The organism is Arthrobacter sp. NPDC097144 (genome assembly GCF_044762205.1).
GTDB lineage: Bacteria > Actinomycetota > Actinomycetes > Actinomycetales > Micrococcaceae > Arthrobacter_B.
In genome coordinates this window covers 201,535-226,283 of the sequence record NZ_JBIWDW010000004.1, presented here as the reverse complement: position 1 = coordinate 226,283, position 24,749 = coordinate 201,535, and the positions used below count along the sequence as shown (strand labels likewise).

Here is a 24,749-nt window from a genome sequence, read left to right as displayed (position 1 = left end):
GGCTGCAGTCGCAGCCGGGCCCCTTAGGCTGTGAGGGATTACTTGCCGGTGATGGCGTAGTACAGCGGCACGCCGTTCCAGCCGAACTCAACGTTGTCTACGTTGGTGCTCCAGCCGCCCTGGGCAACCTGGTACCACAGGGGAATAGCGGGCAGATCTTCCAGGAGCATTTCCTGCGCCTGGTTCATCGTCTCATTGCCTTCTTCAACCGAGGTGGCGGCCAGGCCCTTGTCCAGCATGGCCTCGAACTCAGGGTTGTCGTAACGCGCATCGTTGGAGCCTGCGCCCTTGGTGTAGATCGGGCCCAGGAAGTTGTACAGCGACGGGTAGTCAGCCTGCCAGCCGGAACGGATGGAACCGGTGAGGACACCGTTGGTGGCCTCCGTGCGGGCTTCCTTGAAGGTTGCGTACGGCTTGCCGGTGATCTCAATGCCGAGGTTGTTCTTGACACCGTTGACTACGGCTTCAACCCAGGTCTTGTGATCACCCTTGTCCGCGTTGTACGCAATGGTCAGGGGCTGCGAGGCGTCGTACGGGGAGATTTTCTCCGCCTGGGCCCACAGGTCCTTGGCCTTGTCCGGGTTGAACTCCAGGTTTTCGCTGCCCGGCAGATCGGCGTCGTAGCCGTCGAGCACCGGTGCGGTGAAGTCCTCAGCAGGCGTACGGCCGCCGGCGAAGATCACCTGGGTGATTTCGTCACGGTTAATCGCCATGGAGAGGGCCTGGCGGCGGAGCTTTCCGGCTTCACCGCTCCAGTTCGGGAGGTAGTACGGGATGGCAATGGTCTGGTTGCCGGCGTACGGGGACTCGATGGAGCGGTCCTCGCCGAGGTCGCTCTTGAAGTTCTTGACGTCAGACGTCGGGATGGTCTTCAGGACGTCCAGGTTGTCAGAGATCAGGTCCTGGTAGGCCGTGGTGTCGCTCTGGTAGATCTTGAACGTCACACCGGCGTTCTGGGCCTTCTGGGGTCCGTCGTAGGACTCATTGGGAACCAGCTTGATCTGCTGGTTGTGCTCCCAGGCGCCTTCACCGTCGAACTTGTACGGGCCGTTGCCGACGGGGTTTTCACCGTAGGCAGCGGGGTCCGCCAGAGCTGCGGCAGGCAGCGGGTAGAACGCGCTGTAGCCAAGGCGCAGCGGCCAGTCGGACTCGGGCTGGCTCAGGGCCACCGTGAAGGTGGTGTCGTCAACGACGGTCAGGCCGGACATGGAATCCAGGGTGGATCCTTCAGCGCTGGCTTCGGCGTAGCCTTCGATGCTCTCGAAGAAGGTGCCGGAAAGCTGGGCGTTCTTGGCGGCTGCACCGTAGTTCCAAGCGTCCACGAAGGACGAAGCGGTGACCGGGTCACCGTTGGTGAAAGTCTTGCCCGACTTCAGCTTGATGGTGTAGTTCTGGGCGTCCTCGGTCTCGATGGACTCTGCCATCTCGTTCTGAGGCTTGCCGTCTGCGTCATAGCTGACGAGGCCTGCGAACAGCAGATCCAAGATGGCGCCGCCGCCAACCTCGTTGGTGTTGGTGGGGATCAGCGGGTTCTGGGGCTCGGAACCATCCGCGATGATGACGCGACTGGTGTCGCCCTCCGCGCCGGACTGGGCCGAATCGTCGCCGCCGCCGCAGGCGCTAAGCGCCAGAGCAGCAACTGCTGCGACGCTGAGCAATTTGGAAGTGCGTGTGTAGCGCATTCCGCCTCCTATGTTCTGAAATAAGGCTGACTGAGCGTCAGCACTGCGGCTCTCGGGACAGTGAGCCGACTCACAAGTTCAAAAGCATATTGCTTTGGAGTACACCGTACTAATCACAGGAGCAGGCAAATGACCGGCGGAGTGCTTCGGACGGGTGTGAGGGGGGCCTCAACCGGCCCCTCGTTAGGAAATATATAGAAAAACATGCACAGGTAACGATTTGGCATACGGCGGTCGTGTTACGACACAAAGGTATCTTTCTGCTTCGCTGCATGGCATTATTCCCGCCCGTGGCCGCCGGGCCCGCCGCTGCTAGCGGGCGACGGACCATTCCCAGAAGTTCCACCACAAACCGGTGGAGTTGGGCATGTACTCCACGTGCTCAATGGTGTCCGCGGATGCCTGCAGGCCCGGAACCTGGTACAGCGGCAGCCCGTAGCGTGCATCCCAGATCAGCCGGTCGATGCGGGCCTGCAGGTCATCACGGCGCTGGGAATCGGTCTCGGCGAGAAGTTCATCCATGAGGGTGTCCGCCTCCGGGCTGGAGAACCCGTTGTAGTTGGACGCCGCGCCGGTGCGGAAGACCTGGGGTATGCCGGCAACGCCTACGCCCGACGCCGTCCAGCCAAAGATGGCTGCGTCGTAGGTGTCCGTCCCCAGCTGAGCGGCCCACTGGTCGGCCGGGAGGCCGCCGTCGACGACGTCGAACCCTGCTTCCTCCGCCGACTGTTCGATCAGCTTGAAAGCCGTTGCACGGCTGGCGTTGTCCCGGTTGTACAGGAGCCGCACCTGAGGCGCTGCGCCGTCGAGCAGTTTCCGTGCGCGGTCCAGATCCGCCTCCGCGAATCCGTCGGATCCGTTCGTGGACGCGGCATCCTCGTAGCCAGCCTGATCGGTCAGGAATACCTGCGAGTCAAGCGGTTCCGCCTCGGGTCGGAGCTGCGCCGCGGTCTCCTCGATGATGTCCGCCCGCGGCACCGTTTTCAGGAAGGCCTCGCGGACGCTGTCCTCGGCAAAAACACCGGTGAAGTTCAGGTCCACATGCTCGTAGGCGAGCTGGTCCCCCTGATGCAGGTTGATGTTGCCCATGGCGCCAAGGGCAGGCAGTGTGCCGGGGTCCGGCTGCGGCGAGATGACATCCACCGAACCGTTCCTGAGCGCGGACACCTGGGCCGAAGGATCCTGGATGAAACTGACGACGATTTCGTCCAGTTCCGGCCTGGGACCCCAGGTGTAGTCCGCGTTCCGGACCAGGGTCAGGGAAACGCCCGGATCGATCTTTTCCACAATGTACGGACCGGTGGAGAGGTAGAGCGCGGGATCCTCGGGCAGGCTCCGGGCTGTAAAGGCAGTGTTCCAGTAGTCGGCGACGGCCCGCAGGCGCGGATTCTCAGGAGCGGGATCGAGGACATTCCCGGCCGGGGTGTCCCGGATCAGTGAGGTCAGCTCCTTTTCATCCGCCAGCCCCGCACGCTGGGCCACGATATGCGCCGGAACGCCGATTCCGCCGTCGTCCGTCAGCGAACCGAACGCGGTCTCCCAGTCCGCATACGGCTGGGAGTAGGTAAGCGTGATTGAGCGGTTGTCCTCGCTGATTTCCGGCAGCCCGGTCAGGGCCAGGGCCTCGGTGGATCCGGCGTGGTCAAAATAGCGCGTGCCGGAGAGGACGGTGCCGTTGGTGGCCCTGAGCTCGTCGTTGAAGCGGCCCGATGCCGCTGCCCACGCGAGCATCATGTCATCCGCTCCCACCGGGGCGCCGTCGGACCAGGCCACTCCCTCGTTTACCGTGTATTTAACCGTCAGCGGATCCTCGGAGACTTTCTCATACGTGCCGAACTCATCCAGCGGAACAATGTCCAGGTTGTTGTCCACGTAGTTGAAGCCGGAGTGGGTGGCGTACGCGATCCGATGGTTGATTTCCGTGTTGCCCGCTGCCGACTGGGGATTGAATGAACTGAAAGTTCCGGTCTCGGCAATCTGGACCTGGCCTCCCGGTGTGGGTGAGGCGCCGGGCGTTTCCGCGGTGTTTTCGGCTTCGGCGGTACAGGCGCTGAGCGCCAGGGTGGCGGCAGCACATGCGGCACCCAACTTGGTCAGGCGGTTCAAACGCATTCTGGGCTCCCCGGGATGTATGGCGTCGATCGCACACTCAGTGATAATTGCACACCGCCCCGGTTCCCACGAGCATTGGGGCGGAGCCCGGCCAGCCCCGGCCCGGCTCTGCTTCTGCACACCTCCGGCACGATTGGCACGGATACGATGGACGCAGGCTTCAACAGCGCGGCCATCAAACCGGAGGACTCTTATGAAAATCACCATTGTTGGCGGATCCAAAGGCACCGGAGCCCTGCTGGCCGCGCTCGCGCATGAAGCGGGCCACGAAGTCACCGTCGTTTCCCGTACCGGGAGCGCACCCGCCGGCATGAGGGCCGTCGCCGGGGACGCCTCCGATCCCGCCGTGGCAGCGCGGGCCGTCGCGGGAGCCGACGCCGTCGTCGTCACCGTGGGCGGCGCCAAGGGAGCTCCCCGGCAGCGCGCTGCCGTTACCAAAACTGTCATCGGGGCGATGCAGGCTGCCGGGGTGCGCCGGCTCCTGGTGCAGTCCTCGCTGGGCGCCGGAGATTCGGGTTCTCAGATGCCGGCCCCGCTGCGTGTTGTCATGCAGGCGGTGCTGGCCAAGGCGCTGGCCGACCACAACGAGCAGGAAGCTGCTGTTCAGGGTTCCGGCCTGGATTGGACCATCGTCCGGCCCACCGGGCTCACGAACAAGGAGCCGGCCGGCACCTGGAAGGCGCTGGAAACGGGCGACGGCGGGCGGCTGGGCGGCTCGATTCCCCGCCGGGACCTTGCTGCCTGCATGCTCGGGATTCTCGGTGACGAGTCCACCATTGGCAAAGCCCTTGGGGTGAGCAGCTAAGACAGAGCTTAGGGGCGTCACTCTGTTGCGCGCATGACCCGCTCGAAGCGACGCGGCCTAGAAAGCGACTGCGTGTAATCGGCCAGGTCATCGAGTTCACGGCACAGCTCCGCTAGGTCCCATACGAGTCGGAGAAGGTCCGTCTCCAGCCAACGCACGTCTGGAGCAATTCCGGGGCGGATAGCTACCGTCCGATTAGCCTGAATATCTGCGGGAGTCAGGGGTCCATGGGTGAGATAGCGGTGCTGCCAAGTGATGCGGCGCCTCCGCCACTCGTCGGTGCACGGCAGTTTCGTCATCCAGAATTCGCCTGAGCTCGAGAAGCACCAGCTGAGTCCATGAAGCCCTCTGCGTGCCCTTCTGCTCATAAGACTGGCCAGAATCCACCGATTCTCGTTCAAGCCGTCTCTCCAGGCCTGTTCTACAGCGGATACGGCCGCCTGCAAGTTGTCCTCATAGGCGCGAGCACCGAGACCGCCCACCTGCGGGTCAAGGCACTTTCGGCTGCATTCCAGATGATCCTCGGACAGTTGCTGCCATCTGCCCGGCAGCGGGGATGAGGCTCTAGTCCACTCGAACCATTGCTGAGCTGAACGCTTCTCGACCTCGAACAGGCGCACCAAGTCGTACATCTGGTCACGAATCGCTTCTGCCAAGGCTGCAATAGCCGTTTCGGCAGTGGCAAGTTGTTCAAGCGCAGCCTCATTCCTTCGCCGTCGGACCGATCTGCGCGCGGTCGCTGGCTCGCTCACCGCAACCTTGGTGACAATCACGGCGATGGGCACAACCGCCGCGCCTACTGTGATCGCTGTAATCGCAGATGCTTCGGACCAGCTTGCGCCCGCAACGAAGGCCCCTATGGTGACCGCAGTATCGTGAACGAGGTCCGGGAACGCCGTGAAGAAGGCAAGGACAAGCACGCTGAGGCCGAATGCCGTCAGCACAAAGCCCGGCAGCGCGGAGAGGGCTGCCAAAAGGCCGATCAGCAACAACCATAGGCTGCGAAGCAGCCACCGCCCGGCACGCACAAGGGTTCGCTCGCCACCCTCATCCGGGACATGCTCGATTCGATCGGGCACCCCGTACGAAGACCGGACGATACGGGACCCTACCCAGTAGAGTGCGCTTTCTATCCGTGCACTGCTCGACTCAAGTCGCACCACGTCGCTCAGCACGGCTCCACGAGCGAGACGCCGCGCGGACCCCCGTATTATGCGGGCCACTTTTTTCGACATTTCGTGAGCGAGAACGCCGACGATTAGCAACAACAGGGCGTAGAAAAGCACGCTTAGGACGAAAACCTCGCCGGGCGTGCGGCCTTCCCCCAATCTGGAGTTCACCCATGCAAACGGGGCTAACACTTGGTCAAGTCGGTCCAATCCGTTCCCTCCCCCGTTGGGTTGGCACCGACTATCCAGAGATCAATTCATGGTCCCGGATATCGCGATTAGCCAGCTTTGTCAGCAACCATAGCGCCCACCGTGCACTACGGTCGCAGATTCGGGGTTTGGGAGTCACAGAGTTTTGGCGTCTTAATCTCAAGCCCGCCCAACCTCGTACCAAAGCCCGCACTCAGGACATGCGCGTCATGCAGCGGCATCCACCAGCATGTCCAGGACTGAAGTTCACCGCCGTCGGACGGATACTCTTCTCCTGCGGTCCAACGCTCCTCGAACACCTCATCGACAAGCTCGAGCTGAAAGAAATGCCGCTCATGAACCTCGGGCTTCGAGGGCCACACGTCGTACTGCTCAACGCCGAGCGCTTGGACGACGCGCGTTCGCAGTCCGGTCTCTTCATAGACTTCACGGACCACCGCTTCGGCCGGATGTTCTCCCGGCTCGATGGTTCCGGCGGGTACCTGCACACCGGTGATCTCCAGCGGTACGTGATTGTGCGTGAACACCAGGAGGCGTTCCTCGTGAATAACGTAGCCGACGGTCTTCTGCACGGTGGGGCGGGGAGAGTGGCCGGACGAGGATTGCGAACCCAGCGGCTTCACCATAATCAGGCATGGAGTTCCTGCGCCCCACAGATCCGTTTCCTCCAAAGCAAGGAATCCCGACTTCTCATAGAAGTGCCGGGTCAGCGCGTACCCGGCGTCCGGATGCGACGGACCGAGAGTCTTCACCTCCAGCAGACGGATACCCCGCGCCATCACATCTGCCTCTACGGCGGCGAGCATCGCGGTTCCAACACCGGCGCCGTGGGCGGGGCGGTCCACCACCGTGAGGTGGATTTCGGCTGTGTGAGGGAGGTGCCGGTCAACCAGCGTGACTCCGACGACGGTGCCGGCGTCGTCGCGCACGGTCCAGGTTTCCTTGCATCGGGCGGCCTCGATGTACTCGGCATTCGACTCCGGCTGCCCGAACCACTCCGGGACGCTCGCCAGAAGGCGTGCGACGTCGTCGGGCACCGGGTTGTCCCTGGCAGCCTGCCAGGCCGTGCGGCTTTGGCCGCGTTGATCAGTCTTGATGGTTCCGTCCCCCACACCGCACCCCATTCCGGCGATTGATGCGTCCATATCGCCGAGCTGATCGTAGCTGTCGGTACACACGCGTTAGGTACCCGACACTCAGCACGCGCGGCGGGCCAGCTGACGCGAATTCCAAGGGCTCACCGCCGGCGCTTGCTTCGCTCAGCTCCGACGGCGCTGGACCACTCCCGATATCCCTACGATGAAGAGACCGAACATTGCGATCGCCAGCAATTTAAGGACCGCAAATACCACTGTGAGCAGCGGAGCGGTCGGCCAAACAGCACCAAATCCGAGTTGCAGCGGAGAAATGACGATATCAAGGCCGTAGGCGATTGCCCACAGGACCCCATTGGTCCCGGCCTCGAGCGGGCCAACGGGGGCAGACCCGGTACCATCCCGGTACAGATCTTGAATGTTGCACCAGGCGAGGGTCGCAACGACCAACCAAATCAACGCAAGCCAGCCAATGGCGCGGACATTTCTATAGAAGTACCGCACGGTCACGTCGAGCGTAAGCCACCGAACCGCTCGAGTGAGCCAGCGTTGGCTCGAGTCTCGGTGTCGCTCGGCAGCGATGCGAATTGCCATCGCTGGCTCTTCGAGATAGTCGCGATCAAGCGCATCAGCGAACTCAGACCAGACTTGTCGGCGGTGCGGGTTAAGTGCCGCGCGTGCCGCCCGCTGTTTGCGCAACGGGTGTGGGATGACCCCTCCAGCGAGCCACTCCTGAATCCAATTGGCCTTCCACGCGTCAGTCCGATTGAGTGCTTCATCCCATCCCCACGCTGTGAGCCGTTGGATCCGAATTCCGTCGAGCCCGTCCTTCGCTGGAATCGTTTCCTTGGGATCGTTGTCTCCAAAGACGATGAACTGGTTGATCGTCGACCCCGTTAGAACGAGGCGGAATTTCTCCTCGGTACCTCCCGGATGGTCCCGAAGTTCGAATGTTCCCAGCTCGCAATCCAACAGGAAGAGCTGGCTGAGTCCCTCACAATCAAGAAATCGGATCGCGCTGTCGAATTTGGACTCCGTTGCATTGAATGCGCTGCTCCCCCAGCGCGGCGGTCCGAAGAGGCACCCGTCGAACACGAGCCGGGGGACGCGCGCATGGTCCAGGTTCATGAAGAACTCATGAAATGCGCAGCCCCAGAATCCGATCGGGAAAGGCAGATCCAGCCATGACCAGTTCATGTCTCCTGTGATGACCACTTGCTCAAGTCGCAATCCGCGGGGGTCGTACTTTTCATCGCCGCGAGACTGGCCCGCGTAGCGAAGAAGTACCTTCCGAAGCGTGCCGCCATCCAGAACGGCGGTTGCCAAAGGTGGGTCGGCCTCAATATCCAGGTAGCGGCCGGTGACGTCTTCGTCGGCCGGGATATCCTCGACTGCGGCAGGATCACCACCTGAATTCAGCACTCTGCCCGATTCGATGGCTTGAATAATTTCGTCCTCCTCAACCTGGCGGAGTCCCAAGTGAGCGAAAGCAGTCCCGCTGGCGGATAAATCCCCGTATGCCTCAGTCAACGCACCCAACGTTTCTCCATCTATGCTCGTCGTAATCCGGATTGGCTTCCGCTACCGTGATCGGCATTCTTGGTTTGACGGGGCTTTCACCCCGCCCCCTATCTGGCCAAATCATTTCGTTTGCGCCAAGAGTAGCGTGACAGGCGTCAAGGGCGCGGTATAGGACTAATAGGGGCATCCTGAGTCATGCGTAACTACCAGACGCAAGATATCTATCCAGTCCGGGTACGCCCCGCCAGCCCTCGGTCCTGTTGTAAGAAAGGCCGCCCTTATTTGCTCTCGCGGAGGACGGCATTCCTTCTGATTTAGACCACGTTCCGTACTCGAACAACCTCGTGTCGCCGACGCTCTCTTCCGGGCCACCGACTTCGCCAACATCAGAGATGGGTGCCTGCTTCCGACAGGGCGGCCCGTCAGACCGTTGCGAGTGCTGCCTTTTTCCGGGCCTTGGCAGCCGCGATGCGCGGGCCGCTGAACCACAGCACGATCCCCGCCAGCACCCAGACGCCCAGAGTCAGGGCCGCAACGCCTCCGCCGACGCCGTCGAAGTACGCCACGGAACGGACCAGGGTGCCGGCAGCCCCGGGCGGCAGCAGCTGACCGATCGCGGCCACCCCGGCAGGAAGCCACTGTGCGCTGGTGGAGATGCCGGCAAAGGGGTTACCCACAAACATCATGGACATGGCAGCAATGGTGAATCCTTTGGTGCCAAAGCACTCGTTGAGGCCGGCCAGCGGCAGGGCCAGCGCCGCGATCCCAAGGGCCACGCTGGCCGCGACCGGGGGGATGGGGCCCTCGATACTGCCGAAGAGGTACTTCAACACGGCAGCAACCACGAATCCGCCGGCGACTGAAAAACCGGTGAGGCCGGCGAAGATCCACCAGCGTTTTCCGGACAGCATGGAGCGGAAAGCTACCGCAGGGACAATGCCGCCGAATACCAGGGGGAAGGCCAGACCGCCGATGCCCACGCCCGTCGGATCTGCGGAGGGAAGCGGAACCACGTCCACGATCTCGGCCGTTTGCCCCATGCTGCCCGCCATCGTGGCGCCGACATTGCTGATGGTGCCCGACACAGCCGTTGAGCCGGCACTTGCCACGTACACCTGCAGGTCTTGCGGATTCGAGAAATCGACGCCGCCGACAACTTCCCGATCCCGGATTCCCTGCTCCAGCGCGTCGGCACTTTCATAGGCCTGCACGGCGAAGGCGCCCGGTGACTGCGACTCCAGCGTTTCGGAGACCGCATTGGCTTTCTCCTGCGATCCGACTACACCCAGTCCCAGGTCCCGCGGCCCGGAATGGAGGGAGGGTGAGATAAAGAGCATCAGCAGGGCAAGCAGGATGACCGAGAGTCCGACGGTGAGGCCCGCCCAAATGGCGGCGTGCTTGCGATGGGAGCCGGATGCCGGCGCTTGAGCTGTCATGGTCCTTCAACATTCCTAACTGGAGGATTTTCCTCCGCAACTACCGGATGATATTCCTCCGGTTTAGACTGGAAGTCAACTTGAAGGGAGCCGGAATGAGGGCTGACGCCGCACGTCGGAGAGAAGCGATCATTAGCCATGCGAGGCACATCTTTGCCCAGCGGGGCGGGGATGTTGCCCTGGAGGCCGTGGCCGCGGCGAGCGGCGTGGGCATAGCCACCCTCTACCGCAATTTCCCGTCCCGCGATGATCTGGTGCGCGCCGTCGTTCAGGACACCGTGGAGGGCATCCTTGACGCTGCCCGCGAAGCTCAGGCGGGACTTGGGACAGGCGCTGCCGCATCTTGGGAACGGCTTTTATCGCAGTTGATGTCCATGGAGCTGGGGGCGTTGACCGACGGGCTCGCGCTGCAGGCCGGCAGCGCCTCCGACTTGGAGGCCACACCCCTGGCGCAGGTGCAACGCCCTGCCGTAGAGGCATTGGATGAGGTGCTGGCTGCCCTGAAGGCCAAGGGGGCGGTGCGGCAGTCGCTTACGGCGCTGGAGGTTATTGTTGCGGTTTCGACGATCACGCGCCCGCAGGTCGCCGCCATCCGCAATGCTGCCCCGGAAGTCCAGGCGCAGCTGGCTCAGGCCTATCTGCTGTGGAGCCGCGCCGCGTAGGGCCGTGGAGCAGGAGACGCAGCGGGCCAATGCGTCCATGCTCGGTGACGGCAATGGTGACGCCGCCCCGGGCAGCCTCTCCCCTATTCGCGCCAGGGAATGTAGTGAGACCGGCCTTCCCAGGAACCATGCTCTGACAACGGCCGAAAGCGCAGCGTAGTGAATTCGTGGTGGAAGTCCCGGCGTTCGCGTTCAGCCATTGCCTTCGCATGGCGGGGGGCTGCTTCCCCGTCGTCGCGGCCGGACACCATCCCGGTCATCGCACGGGTACTGGTCCAGATGGAGAACGTCGAGACTGTCCGAGGGAGCCGGAGCCCTGCCAGGGCCAGCGTTGCTTCGGGGTGGTCCCGAATCTGGCGTTCCACCGGGCGGCCCCACTGGATGAACCGCGGCAGTTCCGGGAGGCGGAGCCGGGCAAGTGTCACGGCGACGACCGGCTCATCCGGCCTCGAGGGCTCCGCCGTTTCCGGCAGCCCGCTGAACTCGGAAACCTCGCCCCAGCGGCGCAGGTACCGCAGCCGGACGTGCCAGCCCTGGTCCAGTTTGCGTCCTAAGGGATCGCTGGAGAGAAAGGACGACAGCGCTTGCTCGTCCGCCCAATGAGCGAAAACCGCCGTGCGCTTTAGCTGCATCCGGCGAGGGGAAACGATCGGCGCTCCCAGTGCCATTCCCGCGAATACTTCGGCGTGAACCAGGCCTGGCGCTTTCAATGGCTGCAGCATGGCGCCGACGGCGGTGAGCGGCGGCAGAGCGGCGAGGTGGAACGAGTAAAGGCTCATAGCGGCGGTGCCGGTTGTTTCCCCATGCCCTGATCCTTGCCCGACCCGGCGACACAGGTCAAATGGCCGGAGCCGTGTCAGTCAGCCCGCCGGTAGTGCACAGAGATTGCACCGTTGCGCATCGGCTCGGCAGAGATGAGCTCCAGGCGGCGTGTGCCGGGCAGAAGATCCTGATACAGGGTTGGGCCGTGCCCGGCGATCATGGGGTGGACGAGGAACCGGTACTCGTCAATCAGGCCCAGCCGGTCCAGCCCGGAGGCGAGCTTGCTGCTGCCGAGGAGAACGCCGTCGGGAGTCCGGTCTTTGAGCTCCTGCACTCCGCCGTACACGTCCCCTTCGATTCGGTGGCTGTTGTTCCACGGGAAATCGCTGCGCGTCGCGGATACCACGTATTTGGGTTTGTCCTCCAGTGTGAGCGCCCACTCCCTAATCGCTGGCGGGGCTTCCACATCTCCGCGGGCGACCAGGGGCCAGTAGCTTTCCATCAGCTCGTAGGTGGTTCGGCCCCAGAGCATTGCACCACTCTCGTCCAGAAGCCGTGTGTAGTGGGCGTGCGTCTCCTCGTCCGCAATCCCCTCGCGGTGGTCGATACAGCCGTCCAACGTGACATTGAAGCTGAAAGTGAGCTGACCCATACGGCGATTCTCGGTGGCGCCGCGTTCACGCGCAATGCTCCGCCGACACAGCTGCAAAGGAATCTCAGCCGCCGCGGATGGGCACATGCTCCTCCCCCAGTCTCCGGACCGGGAATACGCTGCTTGTGCTGGAAGTTCCCCCTTCACCGGCACCGGCCGGCCAGAAACTGCGAGGAGAGAACAGACATGTCACGAGTAGTCATCTTCGGTGGAACCGGATACGCCGGCGGAAATATCGCCCGCGAAGCGGTGTCGCGCGGGCACGAGGTCATCTCCTACTCCCGCAATGCCCCGGACCAGCCGCTGGACGGAGTTCAGTACCGCATCGGTTCGCTGGCCTCGCCGGAGGTGCTCGCGGATGCCGCCGCCGATGCCGACGACCTCGTTGTGGCCGTGCACGGAGCCGACGTCGACGGCGCCCCGCTCACCGATTATGTGCCGCAGCTGATCGACGCTGCGCGGACCAACGGCGTGCGGCTCTCCTTCGTTGGCGGTGCCGGCTCATCGCTGGTAGCTGAGGACGGCCCGCGTCTGGTCGACACCCCGGACTTCCACGCCGACTGGAAGCCCGAGGCCCTGGCACACGCGGAGGTCCTCGAAGCACTGCGGCAGGCTCCCGAGGATCTGGATTGGTTCTACATCAGCCCGGCTGGCCTTTTCGGTGCCTTCGCTCCCGGCGAGACCACCGGCGCTTACCGGACCGGCGGAGACGTCCTGGTATCCAAGGAAGACGGCTCCTCGGAGATCTCCGGTACCGACTTCGCGCTGGCCTTCGTCGACGAGATAGAGAACCGCGCACACCCCCGCCAACGTTTCACCGTCGGGCACTGACGTAAGGCCTCCGGCGGGAAGTACACCACCTTCTCTCAGCCGGACAACCTCTAAAGAACCTGTACTGACGGGTTAAATCGGCCAGGGCTCAGCCGCGGAACTACTCAAAGTACTGCCGGTCGTGACCCTGGGTGCCTAGTGTCAGAATCGGAAGGCAACCGGCCTGCCCGGACAGGACTCAATCTTCGGTGGGCATCGCCGGCAGAGCACTTTCCATCCGCTCCGGCGTCCAGTATTCATCTCCGGGCTCGTCCGTGCTGGGGCGGTGGGTTACCGAATCGGCAGGAACCACGGGAGGCAGGCGATGAAGGGACAGCAGAATCGCTGCGGCACCCCGCGGCTGGCACCGTCACAGAGACGAACACAAGCGCGACGACGATGCTTTTGCGTTGCATGGAGTCAGACTAGCTGACCGCCAGGTACAAAAACAGAAAACAAAGATGCCGCCCTCATTCACACGAGGGCGGCATCTCTATAAATTTCAAGCCAGTGTCCTAGACGTTGAACCGGAACTCCACCACGTCGCCGTCGGCCATGACGTAGTCCTTGCCTTCAATGCGGACCTTGCCGCGGGACTTGGCCTCGGCCATGGAACCGGCCTCCACCAGATCATCGAAGGACACAACTTCGGCCTTGATGAAGCCGCGCTGGAAGTCGGAGTGGATGACACCGGCAGCCTGCGGCGCGGTGTCACCCTTGCGGATGGTCCACGCACGGGTTTCCTTGGGACCGGCCGTCAGGTAGGTCTGCAGGCCCAGGGTGTGGAAGCCAACACGCGCCAGCTTGTCCAGGCCGGACTCTTCCTGGCCGCTCATCTCGAGCATCTCCCGGGCTTCTTCTTCGTCCAGCTCCACCAGGTCGGCTTCGAGCTTGGCGTCCAGGAAGATGGCGTCCGCAGGGGCTACCAGGGCGCGCAGCTCCTCCTGGCGCTCCGGGTTGCCCAGCACGGCGTCGTCCACGTTGAACACGTAGATGAACGGCTTGGCAGTGAGCAGGCTCAGCTCGCGCAGGTGTTCCATGTCCAGCTTGTCGCTGGCCACGGAGGAGAAGATGGTGTCGCCGCGCTCCAGCACGGCCTGGGCGGCCTGCATGGCCGCCAGCTGCGCGGCGTCGCGCTTCTTGATCTTGACTTCCTTTTCAACCCGCGGGATCGCCTTTTCCAGCGTCTGCAGGTCGGCAAGGATCAGTTCGGTGTTGATGGTCTCCATATCGGAGCGCGGATCCACCTTGCCGTCCACGTGGATGACGTCCGGGTCATCGAACACGCGGATGACCTGGGCAATGGCCTCGGCCTCACGGATGTTCGCCAGGAACTGGTTGCCCAGCCCTTCGCCTTCCGACGCGCCCTTCACGATGCCGGCAATGTCCACGAAGGACACCGTTGCCGGGAGGATGCGCGCGGAACCGTGAATCTCGGCCAGCTTGGCCAGACGGGGATCCGGAAGGGACACGACGCCGACATTCGGTTCGATGGTGGCGAACGGATAGTTCGCCGCCAGAACGTTGTTGCGGGTCAGCGCATTGAACAGGGTTGATTTGCCGACGTTGGGCAGGCCGACGATGCCAATAGTAAGAGCCACGTTAACCAATCATACCGGTGGCCGTCAGGCTCCGGCGCGCCGCCCGCCCAGACCGCGGGAGGTGTCCCCCATCGCCTTGAGCGTGGCGCGGATTTCCTTGGGCAGGGAGAAGATGATGTCTTCCTGCGCGGTGACCACTTCCTCAACGTCGCCGTAGCCGTACTCGGCCAGTAGCTGCAGCACATCCTGCACCAGGTTTTCCGGCACGGAGGCGCCGGACGTCACGCCGACGGTGGCAACGCCCTCGAACCAGCTCTCGTCGATCTGGTTGGCGAAGTCCACGCGGTGCGAGGCCTTGGCGCCGTACTCCAGCGCAACTTCCACCAGACGGACGGAGTTCGAGGAGTTCGCCGATCCCACCACCAGCACCAGATCCGCCTCGGGGGCAATCTTCTTGATGGCGGCCTGCCGGTTGGAGGTGGCGTAGCAAATGTCATCGCTGGGCGGATCCTGCAGGGTGGGGAAACGCTTGCGCAGCAGGTTCACCGTGTGCATGGCTTCGTCCACGCTCAGGGTGGTCTGGGACAGCCAGATCACCTTGTCGGGATCCCGGACCACAACCTTGTCCACGTCTTCGGGACCGTTGACGATCTGCGTGTGTTCGGGCGCTTCGCCGTAGGTGCCTTCCACTTCCTCGTGGCCTTCGTGCCCGATCAGCAGGATGTCAAAGTCGTCGCGGGCAAACCGCACCGCTTCCTTGTGAACCTTGGTCACCAGCGGGCAGGTGGCGTCGATGGTCTGCAGGTTCCGGTCCTTCGCGGACTGCACGACGGCGGGAGAGACGCCGTGCGCGGAGAAGATCAGCCGTGCGCCTTCCGGGACTTCGTCGGTCTCATCAACGAAGATGGCGCCCTTTTCCTCGAGTGTCTGGACCACGTGGAGGTTGTGAACGATCTGCTTGCGCACGTACACGGGCGGGCCGTAGGCTTCCAGCGCCTTTTCCACGGCAATCACTGCGCGGTCGACGCCGGCGCAATAGCCGCGCGGTGCGGCCAGCAGGACGCGGCGGGCGCCGGAAACGGGTGCGGCGGCGGCTACCTCCTGCGGACTGCGGCGCCTGCGCGGCACGGTGGGCATAGGCACGGAAACGGCAGTGCTGGTCATGCCTCCATGGTATCGGGTGCCCCGGCACCGAATGTCCGCACCGGCCCTGCGTCCGCTGTGGGCGCAGGAGGTGTGACCAGAGCGATGCCCGGGGGCGGACCGGAACGGCCGCGCCCCTGCCGCGCCGGGCTTAGCGCCGCCGCCGCCCGCCCACCGCGCCAAGGAGCAGCCCCAGCACCAGCAGCACTGCGGCGCCGAGCATGAAGGGAATGGTCCACGCCTGCAGGCTGCCCGACGCTTCGGACGCAAAACCGGCGGCGAATGTTTCGGCGAGCGCACTTGAGTAGGCCGGGCGCTCGGCCAGCGACGGCAAGCTGCCGGCGGCAAACCAGAGCGCTCCCCCCGCAAGGAGAGCACCCGTTCCCATCCAGGCCAGGGCCGAACCGCGGCGCCGGGCTGCCAGGAGCGACAGCAGTGCGGCCACGCCGGATCCCACAGCGAGATACGGCCAGGCATTGGCCGCGTTTACTGCCAGCTGAATGTCATCGCGCTGGTCCGCGCCGCCAAGTTCAATCAGGGACTGCTCCGGCGCCGGAATATCAATCCCGGTTCCGCTGCCGAGCTCCTGCGCCACGAGCCCGACCACCGGGGCAAGGTCCAGCGTGACTCCGCCGTCGCCGTCGAACGTCTGGGCCTGCGAGCGCCGCAGCGTCTCATCCCAGGCCTCGGGATAGCCGGGCAGCGACTGCACTCCCTGCACCGCACTGGTGATCAGGGGCTCCACGAAGGAGGCGACGGCGTCGGGCAGCTGGATGCTTTGCGCCACCTGCGAGCCGATCTCCTCCGAGAGGTCCTGCTGGAAGGCTGCGTCCGTGCCCAGCGGCTGGCCCAGGGCAACGAACCCGTCTTCGGACACGACGCTGTCCGCCAGCCAGGCCGAACACAACGCCGCCGTTGCCAGCAGGACGGCAACCAAACCCAGGATGGCCGAGCCGAATGTGCGCATCTGTTGTTTCCTCACTCGAGTTCCGGAACCACCGATGGGGGCGGCACCTGATAGACATTAACTTATGCAAGACCCCACAGACCGACCCGGTCCCGACGAGCCCGCCGTTCCGACGAGCCTGCCGAAGACTGCCGCGGAAACCAGTCCCGAGAATCCGTGGCCGCTGCAGCTGCTCTCACGGAACCTCAAAAGCTACATTGACCGCGCCCCCGCCACCTGGGTGGAGGGGCAGATTATCGAGCTGAACAAGCGTGCCAACGCCTCCTACATCACGCTGCGCGACGTCGACGCGGAGATCTCGCTGTCCCTGACCGTTTGGAGCACGGTCATGAACCGGCTGGAGCTGCCGCTGGAACGCGGCGCCCGGGTGGTGGCCCAGGTCAAACCGGATTTCTGGGTCAAGACCGGGCGGCTCTCCATGCAGACCCGGGACATCCGTCCCGTGGGCGTCGGCGATCTCCTGGCCCGGATTGAACGGCTGCGCCAGTCGCTGGCTGCGGAGGGACTGTTCCGCGAAGACCGGAAGCTGCCGCTGCCGCTGCTGCCCGGACGCATCGGGCTCATCACCGGCCGCAACTCCGACGCCATGAAGGACGTCATGCGCAACGCGGCGCTCCGCTGGCCGGCAGTGGCCTTCGAAGTGCGTGAGGTGGCCGTCCAGGGCGTCAACGCGGTGGCGGAAGTGACCCGCGCGCTGGCCCAGCTGGACGCCATGCCGGAAGTTGACGTCATTGTCATTGCCCGCGGCGGCGGCTCCCTGGAGGATCTGCTGCCGTTCAGCCACGAAGACCTGGTCCGCGCCGTTTCAGCCGCAGGCACCCCGGTGGTCAGCGCCATCGGACACGAAGCCGACCGCCCGCTGCTTGATGAGGTTGCGGACCTTCGGGCTTCCACGCCCACTGATGCGGCCAAGCGGATTGTTCCCGACGTCGGCGAGGAACTGCAGCGCATCGGCGCGGCCCGTGCCCAGCTGCGACGCATTGTGGAGCTGACCGTCGGCCGCGAAATGGAACGCCTGAACCACGTCCGTTCCCGTCCGGTGCTGGCTGCTCCCCACACCATGATCGACGTGCGGGCGCAGGAAGTTTCCCGGCTCCGGGAGCGCACCCTGGCCTTCATGAGCTCCGAAGTGCGGCGGGACACCGACCGCATTTCCCACCTCCGTGCCCAGGTCCGGGCACTGTCGCCGCAAAACACCCTGGACCGCGGCTACGCCGTCGTACAGCTGGCGGACGGCGCCGTGGTCCGGGAAGCGGCTGCCGTGCCGGAAGCGGCGCACCTGCGCATCCGGGTTGCCGTGGGTGAGCTGGCGGCCACCGCAGCAGCCCCCAAAGCCCTCACGCCGGAACCCTCAACGAACACCACGCCAACAGAAGGAAACACCCCATGAGCCCCGCAGCAAACGAAGCAGCAGCCATCCCCGCGGACATTGAAGCCATGAGCTATGAACAGGCCCGGGACGAGCTCGTGTCAGTGGTTGGCCGGCTGGAAACAGGCGGGGCGTCGCTGGAGGAATCCCTGGCCCTGTGGGAGCGCGGCGAGCAGCTGGCCACCCGCTGCGAGTCCTGGCTGGAAGGCGCCCGCCGCCGCCTGGACGCCGCCCGGGAGCAGGCCAGCGGGGAGTAGGCCTACTGCTTGTAGGTGCTGAGGAACTCCGCGAGCCGGACCATGGCGTCCTCGATGTCATCCACGTTGGGCAGGGTCACCATCCGGAAGTGGTCCGGCCGCACCCAGTTGAAGGCTGTGCCCACGGAGATGAGGATTTTCTGCTGTTTGAGCAGGTCCAGCGCAAACTGCTCATCGCTGGCGATCGGATAGACCTCCGGGTCCAGCTTCGGGAACAGGTACAGGGCACCCATGGACAGCTCGCAGCTCACACCGGGAATGTCATTGAGCATTTTGTGGGCCAGGTCGCGCTGCGCCTTGAGCCTGCCGCCGGGCAGGATCAAATCGTTGATGCTCTGGTAACCGCCCAACGCGGTCTGGATTGCGTGCTGCGCCGGAACGTTGGCGCACAGCCGCATGTTGGCCAGCAGGTTGATGCCCTCGATGTAGTCCAGCGCCTCATGCTTGGGCCCGGAGATGGCCATCCAGCCGCTGCGGTACCCGGCAATCCGGTATGCCTTGGACAGGCCGCTGAAGGTCAGGCACAAAACGTCTTCGCCGGTGATCGTGGCTGAGTTCACATGCACGGCCTCGTCGTACAGGATCTTTTCGTAGATCTCGTCCGAGAAGATGATCAGCCCGTGCTTGCGGGCCAGGTCAACGATGGCCTTGACGATGTGTTCCGGATACACCGCTCCGGTGGGGTTGTTGGGGTTGATGAGCACAATGCCCTTGGTGCGGTCGGTGATCTTGGACTCAAGGTCCTCAACGTCCGGCCACCAGTGCTGGTCTTCGTCGCAGAGGTAGTGCACGGCGGTGCCGCCGGCCAGCGAAACCGACGCAGTCCACAGCGGATAGTCGGGCGCGGGAACCAGGATCTCGTCGCCGTTGTTCAGCAGTGCCTGCAGTGAGAGCGTGATGAGTTCGCTGACCCCGTTGCCGAGGTAAACGTCATCGACGTCGATGTTCTGGATGCCGCGGCTCTGGTAGTACTGCACGACGGCGGTGCGGGCGGAGAAAATCCCGCGGGAGTCACTGTAGCCCTGGGCCTTGGGGAGGTGGCGCATCATGTCCACCAAGATGGCTTCGGGCGCCTCGAAACCGAAGGGCGCCGGGTTGCCGATATTCAGCTTCAGGATCCGCTGCCCGGCCGCTTCCATACGCTGTGCGTGCTCCAGCAGCGGCCCACGGATGTCGTAGAGAACGTTATGGAGCTTGTGGGACTGCTTGAATTCGGCCATGAAAACATGGTGCCACAGGCAGGGGCTCCTCCCCGCACATGTGAAGCGGAAAGGGGCCCCTGCGACTGGGTAATCCGGAACCGGTTACTGCAGCGGCCAGGGCTGCAGACGGTCCGTCTAGGACTGGACGAAGCCCTTCTCTACGAGCCACATCTTGGCGGCTTCGCTGGGATCCAGCTTCTGGTCACCGCTGACTTCCTGGTTCAGCTGGATCAGGTCTTCAGTGGTCAGCTGCGCTGACACCTTGTTGAGCACCTCGGCGGCTTCATCAGTGAGCACTGCGGAAGAGCCAAGCGGAACCACCTGCTGGGCAGGCCAGTTCTGCTTGGGATCTTCCAGGACCACCAGATCATTTTCCGCAATTGCCGGCGTGGTGGTGAAGATATCCGCCACCTGCACATCGTCCTTGAGGAGGGCATCCACTGTCAGCGGTCCCCCGCCGTCGCCGATGGGCGTGAATTCCTTGAACTCGCAGCCGTACTTGTCCTTGAGGCCGGCCAGCCCCTGCGCCCGCTCGGCGAATTCCGCCGGTGCGGCGAGGGTGAGCTGGTCGCACACCTTGGCCAGGTCCTCGATGCTCTCCAGATCGTATTTCTCCGCCGTGGCCTTGGTGACCACCATCGCGTCCTTGTCCTCCGCATCGGAGGGCTCCAGGATCTCCAGCCCCTCGGGCAGGGCCGCCGGCAGGGCATCAACAATCTCACCGGCGTCCACGAGTTCGGTGCTCGGATCCACGCCAACCAGCAGCGCGCCCGTGTACTCCGGAATCAGGTTGATGGACCCGTCCTGCAGCGCCGGGAGGTATACCTCGCGCGAACCGATGCTGAGCTTGGTCTCCGCGGGGATGCCGGCGCCGTTCAGCGCACCTGCATAGATTTCGGCGAGGGTCTCGGACTCGGGGAAGTCGGCGGAGCCCACCACAATGGTGGCGGCGGCGGCACCGGATGCTGCGCTCTCCGACGGCGATTCCGAGGCCAGGGGATCCCCGCCCCCGCCGCTGCAGCCCGCCAGGGCGAGGGCGGTCAGAGTGAAGCCTCCGGCCAGGACCGTCAGGCCCTTGGGCCGGGAGTTCCGGCGCTTGTGCTGCATCATTGTTTTCCTCCTTGTGAGCCGGCAGCGGCAGATCCGCCGCCGGTCGGTATGGTTACTGTCCCGGCGCCTGCATCCGCCGCTAAGGCGCGGCCTTCCTGCAGCCCGGGCGAAATCAAAAGGCGTGCCGCCAGCGCAATCACGCCGTCCACGGCAAGTGCCAGTGCAGCAATGATGACCGCTCCGCCAAAAACGCGTCCGTAATCGGCCAGCGCGACGCCGTCAATCAGGTACCGTCCCAGCCCGCCGAGGTTGATGGTTGCCACCACGGCCACTGTTGCCACCACTTGGAGGGTGGCACCCCGCAGCCCGCCGAAGAGCACTTTCAGTCCGTTGGGGATTTCCACCTTGAACAGGACCTGCAGCTCGGTCATGCCCATGCTGCGGGCCGAATCCACAATGCTGCGGTCCACGGAGGCTATGCCTGAATAGGTTCCCGCAAGCAGCGGCGGAACGGCCAGCAGGACCAGGGCCCAGATGGGCGGCATCAGGCCCAGGCCGGCCAACAGGACAAAGAGGGTCAGCATGCCCAGGGTTGGCAGGGCACGCAGCAGCCCGGAGGCCGTCACGACGGCGAGCTGGCCGCGTCCTGTGTGGCCGATGTACAGGCCGATCGGCACGGAGATCACCACTGCGATCAGCAGGGTCAGGCCGGTGTACCCCAGATGCTCCAGTGTGCGCATCGGGATGCCGGCCGCGCCGGTCCAGTTGGCGGGATCGGTCAGCCACTCCCAGCCCTGGCCCAGGGCGTTCGTGGAGGTGTATTGGGTGCAGGGAATGTTCAGGGCCACGGGTTATGCCCCCTTCAGCGCGGCGTCGGGGGCGGTCAGGGTGCTGGGCACGGGGGTGCTTCCGTCTGCGGACGCGGCGTCGCCGGTGCCCGCCGCAGCGGCGCGGCGGTTCTTCCGCTTGCCCCGTCCGCCCACGGCACTGCCGCCGGTGTTTCCCGCGCGCAGCCAGGGGGTCAGCGCGCGCTGGAGCAGGACAAAGACCAGGTCCATGAGGAACGCCAGGACCAGGGTGGCAATGATGCCCACCAAGATCTCGGTGATGAAGTAGCGCCGCAGGCCGTCCCGGAAGAAGAAGCCCAGGTTTTCCACTCCGATCAGAGCCCCGACGCTGACCATGGAGATGTTGCTGACGGACACCACGCGCAGGCCGGCAATCAGCACCGGCACGGACAAGGGCAGGTCCACGGTCAGGAAACGCCGCAGCGGCCGGTAGCCCATGGCCACGGCAGCCTGCCGCACGCCGTCGTCCACTGAATCAAAGGCATCCACTGCCACCCGCAGCATCAGCGCCACGGCATAGATGGTCAGGGCAACGATGATGTTGCTGATGTCCAGGATGCGGGTGCCGAGGATGGCCGGCAGGGTGACGAAAAGCGCCAGGGACGGAATGGTGTAGAGCAGCGATCCGGTGGCGAGCACGGCCCCGCGCAGGCGTTTGTTCCTGCGGACCAGGGCGGCGAGGGGCACCGCAATGATGATGCCCAGGACAAGCGGAACGATCGACTGGTACAGGTGCAGCCCGGTCAGCCGGAACACCTGGTCAGTGTGGGCGAGGAACCACTCCATCTCAGCCCGCGCTCCGCTGCAGCCGGGCCGCCTCGATCATGGCCAGCACTTCATCGGGACGGATGGCACCAATCACCCGGTTGTCGCCGTCCACCGCGACGCCCAGGCCCGCGGGGGAGGACAGGGCGGCGTCAAGGGCCTGGCGCAGGTTTCGGCCTTCCCGGTACAGCGATCCGCCCGGGACCAGCTGCGCCGGTGTGGTGATCTGCTCGCGGCGGGAGGCGGGCACCCAGCCCAGCGGCAGCCCGCCGTCGTCCACTGCGAGCGCCCAGTCCTCCTCCACAGCCACGGAGGGATCGGCCAGCCGGGCGGGATCCAGCAGCTGGATCGGATGCAGCGGCACTCCCTGCCCGGTCTGGAAGGAGAGGTGCCGGAAGCCCCGGTCGCGGCCGACAAAGCCGGCCACAAAGTCGTCCACGGGGGCGCGCAGGATTTCCTCGGGTGCCGCGTACTGGGCCAGCCGTCCGCCCACGGCAAAGACGGCCACTTTGTCTCCCAGAATGGTCGCTTCATCGATGTCGTGGGTGACAAAGACGATGGTCTTGGCCAGGTCCTGCTGCAGCCGCAGCAATTCCTGCTGCAGCTCCGCCCGGACCACCGGGTCCACCGCACTGAAGGGTTCATCCATCAGCAGCACCGGCGGATCGGCTGCCAGTGCGCGGGCCACTCCCACGCGCTGCTGCTGTCCGCCGGAGAGCTGGGCCGGGTAGCGCCCGCCCATCGAGGAGGCCAGCCCGACGACGTCGAGCAGTTCCGCTGCGCGCGCCCGGGCGCCGGCCTTGGACTGCCCGTTCAACCGGGGAATCGTGGCGATATTGTCCAGAACCGTGCGGTGCGGCATCAGGCCGGCGGACTGCATGACGTATCCCATGGAGCGCCGCAGGGCGGGGGCCTTGACGCCGCTGACGTCCGTGCCGTCCACGGTGATGGAGCCGGCCGTGGGTTCGACCATGCGGTTGATCATGCGCAGCGACGTGGTCTTCCCGCAGCCGGAAGGCCCCACGAACACAGTGATGGCACCGCGCTCAATATCCATGCTGAGGTTTTCGACGGCAGCAGCCGCAGACCCGGCAAAGGATTTGGTGACACCGCGGAAACTGATCATGGGCTGGGCGGCCCGAGGTGCGGGTTCCGGCGGGGTCATGGGGATACCTTCCGTTGGGTTTTGGGGAGTCCTGCGGAGCGTGTGTCCTTGCCGTGTGTTCACGGTAGGACACACGGTGGACGCAGTCCAGCAGTTCGTTCTGAGTTCATTCGGAACAGGCGGGCGTCCGGATGGCTATCTCCAGCCCCACCTGCACCAGGGCGGCTTCACCCAGTTCGGCAACCTGCTCCAGCGGCACCCAGGCTGCCTGGTCCGTGCTGCCTCCCACTTCATGGGTCAGCACCCCCGAGGTTACCCGTGCGCGGTAGATAATCCCCAGCGCGTGCAGGAGCCGGGGATCTTCACCGGGAAAGCGGTGTTCGGGCGGGATGAAGATGCTGTCCACCCCGAGCAGCTCTTCCAGCTCCACGGTGTAGCCGGTTTCCTCGCGGACCTCCCGGATGACGGCGGCGGGGGCGTCTTCGCGCATTTCCAGTCCACCGCCGGGCAGGGTCCAGCTGGAGTGGCCGTGGTCCCTCCAGTGGGACAGCAGGATGCTGCCGTCGCGGATGATTACCGCGTAGGCGCCGACGCGCGTGTCGAAATCAGCCACGCTGGATGTCCCGTCCGGCCAGGTACCGCACGCCGTGAACGGGGTCCTGTGTCAGGAACCGGATACCGGTCAAGCCGGACCGCTCCAGATCCTGGCGCAGGCGGTCCTGCAGCAGCGGCTGGTTCATGCCGAGCCCGCCGCCAACCACCACCGGTCCGTCGATGCCGAGCAGGCGGGCGGTGTCCGCAGCCAGCCCGGCCAGGTGGCGTGCCGCAGCTGCCACAATCTCCTGTGCGGCGGCGCTGCCCTGCACGGCAGCGGCAAAAACGACGGCGGATTTGGACGCCCAGTAGCGCCGTCCGGTTTCGGCGGAGTGGAACAGCGAAATCAGATCCTCCGGTTCATCAACCGAGCAGGCAGCGAGCAGCAGGGCGGACAACTCATCCGGTTCCTGCCCGAGGTTGAAGCGGCGCAGGGTGTGACGCACGGCTTCCCGGCCCACCCAGTAGCCGCTGCCCTCGTCACCGAGGAGATAGCCCCAGCCGCCGGAGCGTGCCTCTTCGCCTGCAGGGCTGAGCCCCCAGGCCACCGAGCCGGTGCCGGCGATCAGGGCAATGCCTGCGGGGCTTTCGCCCGCCGCCAGGATGAGCCTCGTGTCGTGGATGACATCCACCACCGCGCCCGGCACATGCGGGCTGATCAGCGCGCGGAGGGCGGCGGCGTCGTCGTCGGTGTCAATGCCTCCGGACCCGGCGATGACGCGTTGCACCGCTCCCGCGCCCAGGGAGGCGAAGATTTCCGCCAGGTTGGCCGCTGCCTGCGCCGGGCTCACGTTTTGAACGTTGGCGCTGCCGGCCATGGCCTCGGCCGCGGGGATGCCGTCCACCAGGAGCAGCCCCTGGGTCTTGGTTCCGCCGATGTCCAGCCCGATGACTCGGGTGCCTGAACCCGCGGCTGGTTTACCCCGCACAATATCCATTTGCCCAGCCTACTTTCCACCGGCACCGATCGGCACGTTTTAGGCAGCGGTCAGG

The 24,749-nt window shown here is 64.8% G+C and carries 23 protein-coding genes; 5 read left to right on the top strand and 18 right to left on the bottom strand.

Features of this window, described 5'->3' with window-relative positions; translation table 11 throughout:
• Positions 1 to 38: 38 nt before the first annotated feature.
• Complete coding sequence (locus tag ACIQXM_RS10990; protein ID WP_400931335.1) at positions 39 to 1,682, bottom strand: ABC transporter substrate-binding protein; 1,644 nt, start codon at positions 1,680 to 1,682, stop codon at positions 39 to 41.
• A 312-nt stretch (positions 1,683 to 1,994) separates the two neighbouring features.
• Positions 1,995 to 3,794: an ABC transporter family substrate-binding protein gene (locus tag ACIQXM_RS10985; protein ID WP_400931333.1), complete on the bottom strand. Its 1,800-nt coding sequence runs from the start codon at positions 3,792 to 3,794 to the stop codon at positions 1,995 to 1,997.
• A 193-nt stretch (positions 3,795 to 3,987) separates the two neighbouring features.
• On the opposite strand from ACIQXM_RS10985, the gene ACIQXM_RS10980 reads away from it, so the two are divergent.
• Positions 3,988 to 4,599 (top strand): NAD(P)-dependent oxidoreductase, encoded by a 612-nt coding sequence (locus ACIQXM_RS10980; RefSeq protein WP_400931331.1) that lies wholly within the window; start codon positions 3,988 to 3,990, stop codon positions 4,597 to 4,599.
• Between the two features lie 17 nt (positions 4,600 to 4,616).
• Here ACIQXM_RS10980 and ACIQXM_RS10975 read toward each other — a convergent pair whose 3' ends face one another.
• The 4 genes from ACIQXM_RS10975 to ACIQXM_RS10960 all read right to left on the bottom strand — a co-directional run bounded on the left by ACIQXM_RS10975 (position 4,617) and on the right by ACIQXM_RS10960 (position 10,029).
• Positions 4,617 to 5,939 (bottom strand): hypothetical protein, encoded by a 1,323-nt coding sequence (locus ACIQXM_RS10975; protein WP_400931329.1) that lies wholly within the window; start codon positions 5,937 to 5,939, stop codon positions 4,617 to 4,619.
• A gap of 146 nt (positions 5,940 to 6,085) precedes the next feature.
• Positions 6,086 to 7,123 (bottom strand): GNAT family N-acetyltransferase, encoded by a 1,038-nt coding sequence (locus tag ACIQXM_RS10970; RefSeq protein ID WP_400931327.1) that lies wholly within the window; start codon positions 7,121 to 7,123, stop codon positions 6,086 to 6,088.
• A 114-nt stretch (positions 7,124 to 7,237) separates the two neighbouring features.
• On the bottom strand, positions 7,238 to 8,602 hold the full coding sequence (locus tag ACIQXM_RS10965) for a hypothetical protein (protein ID WP_400931325.1): 1,365 nt from the start codon (positions 8,600 to 8,602) through the stop codon (positions 7,238 to 7,240).
• A gap of 413 nt (positions 8,603 to 9,015) precedes the next feature.
• Complete coding sequence (locus ACIQXM_RS10960; protein ID WP_400931323.1) at positions 9,016 to 10,029, bottom strand: hypothetical protein; 1,014 nt, start codon at positions 10,027 to 10,029, stop codon at positions 9,016 to 9,018.
• A gap of 95 nt (positions 10,030 to 10,124) precedes the next feature.
• Between ACIQXM_RS10960 and ACIQXM_RS10955 the strand changes: the two genes are divergently transcribed.
• On the top strand, positions 10,125 to 10,691 hold the full coding sequence (locus ACIQXM_RS10955) for a TetR/AcrR family transcriptional regulator (RefSeq protein WP_400931321.1): 567 nt from the start codon (positions 10,125 to 10,127) through the stop codon (positions 10,689 to 10,691).
• A gap of 83 nt (positions 10,692 to 10,774) precedes the next feature.
• Here ACIQXM_RS10955 and ACIQXM_RS10950 read toward each other — a convergent pair whose 3' ends face one another.
• Entirely contained in the window at positions 10,775 to 11,470 is a 696-nt protein-coding gene (locus ACIQXM_RS10950) for a hypothetical protein (RefSeq protein WP_400931319.1), read from the bottom strand.
• 77 nt (positions 11,471 to 11,547) lie between these two features.
• Positions 11,548 to 12,105: a dihydrofolate reductase family protein gene (locus ACIQXM_RS10945; RefSeq protein WP_400931317.1), complete on the bottom strand. Its 558-nt coding sequence runs from the start codon at positions 12,103 to 12,105 to the stop codon at positions 11,548 to 11,550.
• Positions 12,106 to 12,291: 186 nt separating this feature from the next.
• Between ACIQXM_RS10945 and ACIQXM_RS10940 the strand changes: the two genes are divergently transcribed.
• Positions 12,292 to 12,936, top strand: coding sequence for an NAD(P)-dependent oxidoreductase (locus tag ACIQXM_RS10940; RefSeq protein ID WP_400931315.1), 645 nt, complete (start codon positions 12,292 to 12,294; stop codon positions 12,934 to 12,936).
• A gap of 494 nt (positions 12,937 to 13,430) precedes the next feature.
• Here the strand turns inward: ACIQXM_RS10940 and ychF are convergent, their stop codons facing one another.
• From ychF to ACIQXM_RS10925, 3 genes are all read right to left on the bottom strand, one after another.
• A complete protein-coding gene (gene ychF / locus ACIQXM_RS10935) occupies positions 13,431 to 14,516 on the bottom strand; it encodes a redox-regulated ATPase YchF (RefSeq protein ID WP_400931313.1) in 1,086 nt (361 codons plus the stop codon).
• A 24-nt stretch (positions 14,517 to 14,540) separates the two neighbouring features.
• The gene (locus ACIQXM_RS10930) at positions 14,541 to 15,620 is read right to left on the bottom strand and encodes a 4-hydroxy-3-methylbut-2-enyl diphosphate reductase (RefSeq protein ID WP_400931311.1); all 1,080 of its coding nucleotides are present in this window, start codon (positions 15,618 to 15,620) and stop codon (positions 14,541 to 14,543) included.
• A gap of 130 nt (positions 15,621 to 15,750) precedes the next feature.
• Positions 15,751 to 16,566: a hypothetical protein gene (locus tag ACIQXM_RS10925; protein ID WP_400931309.1), complete on the bottom strand. Its 816-nt coding sequence runs from the start codon at positions 16,564 to 16,566 to the stop codon at positions 15,751 to 15,753.
• Positions 16,567 to 16,630: 64 nt separating this feature from the next.
• On the opposite strand from ACIQXM_RS10925, the gene xseA reads away from it, so the two are divergent.
• Positions 16,631 to 17,956, top strand: coding sequence for an exodeoxyribonuclease VII large subunit (gene xseA, locus ACIQXM_RS10920; RefSeq protein WP_400931307.1), 1,326 nt, complete (start codon positions 16,631 to 16,633; stop codon positions 17,954 to 17,956).
• Positions 17,953 to 18,192, top strand: coding sequence for an exodeoxyribonuclease VII small subunit (locus ACIQXM_RS10915; protein ID WP_400931305.1), 240 nt, complete (start codon positions 17,953 to 17,955; stop codon positions 18,190 to 18,192). Before xseA ends, ACIQXM_RS10915 begins: the two co-directional genes overlap by 4 nt.
• Positions 18,193 to 18,194: 2 nt before the next feature.
• Here the strand turns inward: ACIQXM_RS10915 and ACIQXM_RS10910 are convergent, their stop codons facing one another.
• The 7 genes from ACIQXM_RS10910 to ACIQXM_RS10880 form a co-directional block, all read right to left on the bottom strand.
• The gene (locus ACIQXM_RS10910) at positions 18,195 to 19,412 is read right to left on the bottom strand and encodes a pyridoxal phosphate-dependent aminotransferase (RefSeq protein WP_400931303.1); all 1,218 of its coding nucleotides are present in this window, start codon (positions 19,410 to 19,412) and stop codon (positions 18,195 to 18,197) included.
• Between the two features lie 117 nt (positions 19,413 to 19,529).
• Positions 19,530 to 20,504 carry an ABC transporter substrate-binding protein gene (locus ACIQXM_RS10905; RefSeq protein ID WP_400931301.1) on the bottom strand — a complete coding sequence of 325 codons (975 nt, stop codon included), beginning with the start codon at positions 20,502 to 20,504 and terminating at the stop codon, positions 19,530 to 19,532.
• The gene (locus ACIQXM_RS10900; protein ID WP_400931898.1) at positions 20,501 to 21,286 is read right to left on the bottom strand and encodes an ABC transporter permease; all 786 of its coding nucleotides are present in this window, start codon (positions 21,284 to 21,286) and stop codon (positions 20,501 to 20,503) included. Before ACIQXM_RS10900 ends, ACIQXM_RS10905 begins: the two co-directional genes overlap by 4 nt.
• 9 nt (positions 21,287 to 21,295) lie before the next feature.
• Positions 21,296 to 22,078: an ABC transporter permease gene (locus ACIQXM_RS10895; protein ID WP_400931299.1), complete on the bottom strand. Its 783-nt coding sequence runs from the start codon at positions 22,076 to 22,078 to the stop codon at positions 21,296 to 21,298.
• Between the two features lies 1 nt (position 22,079).
• Positions 22,080 to 23,222 carry an ABC transporter ATP-binding protein gene (locus ACIQXM_RS10890; protein ID WP_400931297.1) on the bottom strand — a complete coding sequence of 381 codons (1,143 nt, stop codon included), beginning with the start codon at positions 23,220 to 23,222 and terminating at the stop codon, positions 22,080 to 22,082.
• A gap of 106 nt (positions 23,223 to 23,328) precedes the next feature.
• Positions 23,329 to 23,775 carry an NUDIX hydrolase gene (locus tag ACIQXM_RS10885; RefSeq protein WP_400931295.1) on the bottom strand — a complete coding sequence of 149 codons (447 nt, stop codon included), beginning with the start codon at positions 23,773 to 23,775 and terminating at the stop codon, positions 23,329 to 23,331.
• On the bottom strand, positions 23,768 to 24,694 hold the full coding sequence (locus tag ACIQXM_RS10880) for an N-acetylglucosamine kinase (RefSeq protein WP_400931293.1): 927 nt from the start codon (positions 24,692 to 24,694) through the stop codon (positions 23,768 to 23,770). The genes ACIQXM_RS10885 and ACIQXM_RS10880 overlap by 8 nt, the downstream gene beginning before the upstream one ends.
• Between the last annotated feature and the right edge of the window lie 55 nt (positions 24,695 to 24,749).